At 31.7% G+C, this 4,141-nt stretch carries 4 protein-coding genes and 1 pseudogene (1 of these 5 running past the window's edge); 3 read left to right on the top strand and 2 right to left on the bottom strand.

Features of this window, described 5'->3' with window-relative positions; genetic code table 11:
• Positions 1 to 1,188: pseudogene (locus tag A2255_00040) on the bottom strand (hypothetical protein); it reaches 216 nt to the left of the window's first position.
• Entirely contained in the window at positions 1,176 to 1,958 is a 783-nt protein-coding gene (locus A2255_00035; GenBank protein ID OGI17854.1) for a DNA repair protein RecO, read from the bottom strand. Before A2255_00035 ends, A2255_00040 begins: the two are co-directional and overlap by 13 nt.
• Positions 1,959 to 2,365: 407 nt before the next feature.
• Between A2255_00035 and A2255_00030 the strand changes: the two genes are divergently transcribed.
• The 3 genes from A2255_00030 to A2255_00020 all read left to right on the top strand — a co-directional run bounded on the left by A2255_00030 (position 2,366) and on the right by A2255_00020 (position 4,034).
• Positions 2,366 to 2,812 carry a type II 3-dehydroquinate dehydratase gene (locus A2255_00030; protein OGI17853.1) on the top strand — a complete coding sequence of 149 codons (447 nt, stop codon included), beginning with the start codon at positions 2,366 to 2,368 and terminating at the stop codon, positions 2,810 to 2,812.
• Positions 2,813 to 2,985: 173 nt separating this feature from the next.
• Positions 2,986 to 3,543 (top strand): elongation factor P, encoded by a 558-nt coding sequence (locus A2255_00025; GenBank protein ID OGI17852.1) that lies wholly within the window; start codon positions 2,986 to 2,988, stop codon positions 3,541 to 3,543.
• A gap of 41 nt (positions 3,544 to 3,584) precedes the next feature.
• Complete coding sequence (locus A2255_00020) at positions 3,585 to 4,034, top strand: acetyl-CoA carboxylase, biotin carboxyl carrier protein (protein OGI17855.1); 450 nt, start codon at positions 3,585 to 3,587, stop codon at positions 4,032 to 4,034.
• Positions 4,035 to 4,141 lie beyond the last annotated feature (107 nt).

Genomic DNA, 4,141 nt, shown 5'->3' with positions numbered 1-4,141 from the left:
ATGGAGAATTGTTTGTACAGGAATTGCAATAAATGAAGCTCCTAAGCCTATAAATGCTGCTACAACGTAGGTAAAAATCATTCTATAAGTTAGTAAAAATGGTGCTAAATGTACCTGTGCAAAATCATATCCCGGAATAATAATATGGAATTGGTTTGGAATTAACCCAACTGCTGATAATAAGATAAGATTTATGCCAATTAGAGTAAATCCTGCAAAAATTAACAAATATTTTCCTATATTTCTTAAAAATTTACCCACAATAAAAGAGCCAATAACCATACCTACTCCACTAAATGCAATTATATAGGCGAATTTTTGTGCACCGAGTGCTGGGTTATCAGGATACAATTTTTCCTGACTAATACTAATTGTAAGTATAGATAGCATTACAATAATCGAAAACAGCGTTGCAAGTTTTAACATTGCTTGTAAGACTATAGGATTATTTTTTATATAAATAAAGCCTTGTTTTAATTCGTTTAAAAAATCTTTGAATGTTTTTCTTGATACGGATTCAACTTCTATTCGCTTATGTTTCATAAGTGAAAGAAAGATTGCAGAAATAATGAATAAGCCAGAAATTCCCCAATGTACGGAATTTAATCCAAAGATATTAATCAACGGGTCTCCAAGTATAAATCCAAAAATTAAAGAGCCCATCATAGTTGTAGTAAATAGGGAATTGGCAGCAAGTAATTGATATTTTTTAACTAATGCAGGGATAGTACTGGCTTCTGCTGGCACGAAGAATTGTGTTACAGAGGAAACAAGAAAAGCTAAAACATAAATTCCAAATAGGGTATTGCTAAAAACAGGCAATAATGCAATCAGTATTGCCCTTAAAATATTTGTAGCAATTAAAGTGTATTTTTTATCCCATCTGTCTATAAAAACTCCTGCTATTGCGGTTAAGAGTATAGCAGGAATAGTAAAAGCAATATAAAGATAACTCTGTAAGGTTGTTGATACACCAAATGAACTTGCAATCACAGCAACAAAAACAACAAAAATTATTCTGTCAGCAAGCTGTGAAAAAACCTGTCCAAGCCAGAGCGATAAGAAATCTTTGTTTTTTAAGATAGCTCTGTATCCTTCTGACTTGTTAAATGGTGAATTTGTAGAATTTTCTTGCATTGTAAAACTTTTTACTTCTACTTCATCTTTTGTTTCAGTTAGCATAGGCATTCTATTAATTCCGGAGTTTTCAACTTTTTATCAGATCTAATAGATATATATTCTTTCAACAGTTTAAAGCTGTAATCAAGAGTCAATTGGTTTATTGCAATTTTATCATCCAGGATATCAGCATTGTTTGTTAATACTTCAGGAAAGTCGAAATTTATAGCATCTTTTAATATTCTTATAATATTACTATCAAGATCAGAAGTTTTGTACATCTCATTTTTGCAATCGTTGCATACTACCCCGCCAGATTCTGCTGAAAAGTAAAAAGAGTTTTCCTGTATCTGGTTATTGCATCTGACACAATTATTTAGCTCTACAGCATAACCTAATTGTTTCATTAATCGTAATTTAAACCTGATTACTGTCCATAAAATGTCTTCAGTGTTTGATGATAATGATATATTTTTTAAAGTTTCAAAAAATATATCATATATTTGAGCACTGTTAGAATCATTTTCCAGGCCAAACGTATTAATTAACTCTGCACAATAAATTGCATAAGTTAATTTCGTTATGTCTTTACGGATTTCTTTAAATGTATCAACTAATTCAGCCTGACATACTATATCCAGTTTTTTTCCTTTTGCAATAAATAACTTATTCGCATTAAGGGTTTCCATTCTGCCGCCGAGTTTGCTGGTAGGCTTTTTTATTCCTTTTGCGACGCAACGAATTATTCCATGATCTCTGGAATACATCACCATTATTTTATCTGCTTCACCTAGATTATAAGATTTTAAATTTATTGCCTGAGTCGTATAATTTGCCATACCCCAATTGTATCCTTTTAGAAAATCTGGTAATATCCATTACCTAACTTAAGTCATCGACTATAGCTTTTAAACGGTAGACTTAATTTAAAGCTATCAGTTTACGTTATAGCACTACTGAAAAATTTTATAATGCGCTAAAATTCCGTGTACATATAAATTTTACCACAAATTGTTCTCTGAATTATTATTTATTGCTTTACTTTTCTATATTTTAAAAGAACGATAATTTTAAGTTTACCTCTGAGTTAACAGATTAGCAATTAGTTATGATTAAACAATTCTTTTTATTAAAAGTTTTTTACAGGATTATAAGCCATGATGCAAGGTTTATTTGCTGATTTTTTATTTATACACTGTATAGTATAATAGATAAATTAAAATATTCTGATAAAAGGAATTAAGATATGAAGATATTAGTACTCCATGGGCCAAATTTGAATTTGTTAGGAAAAAGGGAAACAGATAAGTACGGGATAAAGACTTTAGATGATATTAATAATGAATTAAATCGAATGGCAGCTGAGTTAGACGTAGAGTTGGAGATTTTTCAATCGAATAGTGAAAGTGAATTAATAACCGAGATTCACAGTGCTTTAGATATTTTCGATGGCATTATAATTAATCCGGCTGCTTATACTCATACGAGTATAGCAATAAGAGACGCTATTTTAGCTGTTAATTTACCCTGTGTGGAAGTTCATTTAACTAATATTTATACCAGAGAAAATTTTAGACATCATTCATATATTGCGCCAGTATGTATAGGACAGGTTAGTGGATTTAGAGAAGACAGCTATACTCTTGGGCTTTTAGCTCTTGTTGATTACTTGAAAAAACTTAACAAAGTTTAAACTTGTCTTTAACAGGCGATTCATATATATTATCAAATACTGTACATAAATTATTTGAATAATATTTGAATTTAATTTTTGGTATAAAAATTTGTTACGAGTATAATTTTAAAATCCATATCATAAGTATTTTAAGTGTTTTAGGTAGTAATAATTGAGATAGGTTAGAAAGAATGATTTCAACTAATGATTTAAGAACAGGAATGACAGTAGAAGTTGATGGCGGCCTATGGTCAGTAGTTGAATTTTTGCACGTCAAACCTGGCAAAGGTGCTGCTTTTGTTAGAACAAAGCTAAAAAATGTTGAAACCGGTAATGTAATGGAAAAAACCTTTAGAGCTGGTGAAAAGCTTCCAAAAGCTGTTCTTGAAAGAAGAGATATGCAGTTTTTATACCGTAGTGAAGATGAGTTAGTTTTCATGGATAATGAATCTTTTGAACAAGTCTCTCTCAGTAAAAATCAGATAGGTGATGGTGTAAAATACCTTAAAGAAGGTATGACTATAAATATGCTAAAACATGAAACCCGTATAATTGGTGTTGATATACCAAACTTTGTGGAACTGGAAGTTGTTGATACACCTCCTGGTGAAAAAGGAAATACGGCTACAGGTGGAACAAAGCCTGCCACATTAGAGACAGGAGCTGTTGTTAACGTACCTTTCTTTGTTAATAATGGTGATGTGATCAGAGTTGATACAAGATCAAACAGTTATTTGGACAGAGTATAAATTATAGGGATTAGTAGAGATACAGGATAAAAGTAATGAAAATTGAACTTGAATATCTTGAAAAGTTAGTAAACTTGGTTACAGAGAATGAATTAACAGAACTTACTCTCGAAGAAGGAGAGAAAGCAATTGTAATTAAGAAGGAAAGTGGAGTAATTGTGCCACAGGTTTCACCGGTTATGCAGGCAGCTATGCCAGCACAGGCAGTTGCTCCTGTTGTACAATCTGAAGCTCCAAAAGCTGAAGTAAGAAAAGGTGTTCCAATAACATCTCCAATGGTTGGAACATTCTACAAAGCCTCTTCACCTGGTTCTACTCCATTTACAGAAGTTGGTAAAAATGTGAGCGTCGGACAAGTGATTTGTATTATTGAGGCTATGAAGCTTATGAATGAAATTGAGTCTGACGTAGCCGGTAAAGTTGTTGAAATCTGTGTACAAGATGGTCAACCTGTCGAATACGGTCAGGTTTTAATGGTTGTTGAACAGTAGTAAGAAAACAGTTTATAGTTTACAGGGCGCACTATTTAAATAAATTTTAGATTAACACTTTGGAGTGGACAAATGATAAAAAAAGTCTTAATTGCTAATCGTGGTGA

The organism is Candidatus Melainabacteria bacterium RIFOXYA2_FULL_32_9 (genome assembly GCA_001784615.1).
Lineage (GTDB): Bacteria > Cyanobacteriota > Vampirovibrionia > Gastranaerophilales > UBA9579 > UBA9579.
The sequence above is the reverse complement of the archived record's forward strand: the minus strand, read 5'-3'. Positions and strand labels throughout refer to the sequence as shown.

Excerpts from the sequence above, each read along its gene's own strand:
- A2255_00035 (OGI17854.1), bottom strand. The coding sequence starts at position 1,958 with ATGGCAAATTATACGACTCAGGCAATAAATTTAAAATCTTATAATCTA.
- A2255_00030 (OGI17853.1), top strand. The coding sequence starts at position 2,366 with ATGAAGATATTAGTACTCCATGGGCCAAATTTGAATTTGTTAGGAAAA.
- A2255_00025 (OGI17852.1), top strand. The coding sequence starts at position 2,986 with ATGATTTCAACTAATGATTTAAGAACAGGAATGACAGTAGAAGTTGAT.